Origin of the sequence: Salinivibrio sp. MA427, from assembly GCF_001996115.1 — a bacterium.
In the GTDB taxonomy this organism is placed as follows: Bacteria; Pseudomonadota; Gammaproteobacteria; order Enterobacterales; family Vibrionaceae; genus Salinivibrio; species Salinivibrio costicola.
In genome coordinates this window covers 1-1,496 of record NZ_MUFH01000450.1, presented here as the reverse complement: position 1 = coordinate 1,496, position 1,496 = coordinate 1, and the positions used below count along the sequence as shown (strand labels likewise).

Annotated in this window: 1 protein-coding gene; it reads left to right on the top strand. The window is 46.1% G+C overall.

What is annotated here, in order from left to right; translation table 11 throughout:
* The first annotated feature begins 138 nt into the window (after window positions 1-138).
* Window positions 139-1,284 (top strand): HNH endonuclease, encoded by a 1,146-nt coding sequence (locus BZG79_RS15490; protein WP_108743321.1) that lies wholly within the window; start codon window positions 139-141, stop codon window positions 1,282-1,284.
* Window positions 1,285-1,496 lie beyond the last annotated feature (212 nt).

Below are 1,496 nucleotides of genomic sequence, written 5' to 3'. Positions count from 1 at the left end.
CAATAAATTTAAGAGTGATTCACAACGCTCGGCGCTTTCACTTCAAGCCAGTTTAGTGTTTATGGCACAATGCTTTAGGTAGGGTGGTTAGCGTTGTTCACACCTTAATTTGGCGTTATGCAAAATGGAGTTGACCTTTTGAGAAGCGATTTGGAAAAACGATGTTTGCTGTGTGAAGAAGTGATTTCCACAGAAACAGACTCTCGTGAACACTTGATCCCAAACTCTATTGGAGGGAGGAAGAAAGTCTCGGGTTTTCTGTGTGTGGACTGCAACTCAGAATCTGGTGATAACTGGGAGTCTGCACTTGCGCGCCAAATGAACCCGTTGAGTCTGTTTTTTCGCATTAACAGGGAGCGTGGTGATGCACCTTCGCAGAAGTTTCAAACCACCAGCGGAGATGAATGGGTACTCAATGCTGATRGAACGCTGGACTTACCAAGACCTATTTTCAAAGAGCAGAAGGATGAAAACGGCGTAGAGATTAACATTTCTGCCAGAAACATCGCTGAAGCAAAAAGGATGTTGAAAGGTGTCGCCAGGAAATACCCCCAACTTGATGCTGATGAACTGCTTGAGAAAGCCCAGACGAAATCCAGCTATTCTCAGAATCCAATTAAATTCAACTTATCCTTCGGTGGTTTAGATGCAGGGCGCTCATTTGTCAAAACAGCGCTTGCGTTGGTCTCTACAACTGGCGTGAGCGTGAGAGACTGTGAGCATGCTATTCAATTTCTAAAAAAACAAGAATCTGAGCCGTGTTTTGGGTATTACTACGAGAAGGATTTAGTGCTTGAAAGGCCCGCTGGAATTCCAATTCACATTGTCCATGTTAATGGCGATCCAGATATCAATATCATTCGTGGATACGTCGAATACTTTGGTGTAATGCGGGTTGTCATGTGTTTGTCGAGCAGCTATTCAGGGAAAGCATTCTCGGCAACGTATTCGATTGATCCGACCAAAGGTAAGGAGCTGGATCTCGATGTTGACTTGGATTTGACGTCCACTGGCATACGCAAGGCATATGACTATGAGAAGTGGGATGGCAATGCCGTACAGGAGGCTATGGGTGCAGTTATAGGCCCAACACTGGAAATGCAACATGAAAAAGAAAGGGAGAGAGTTCTAGAGGAGGCGGTTGGGTATGCATTCGCCAATTGCGGAGCAAAAGAAGGCGAAACAATAACCGAAGAGCAACACAACCGTCTGGTGGGCCTGTTACGGGAGAAATTGGAGCCATGGGTGTTAAATCAACTCACTGGTCGGCATAGGCGTGATTAGGCATAACAAGTTGCTGCACGCGGATAAATTACTCGCTGCGCTCATAATTTACCGGTGAGCAAGGCGTTAGTGCTCAGGGGAACATTGGGTGTTAAATCAACTCACTGGTCGGCATAGGCGTGATTAGGCATAACAAGTTGCTGCACGCGGATAAATTACTCGCTGCGCTCATAATTTACCGGTGAGCAAGGCGTTAGTGCTCAGGGGAACAT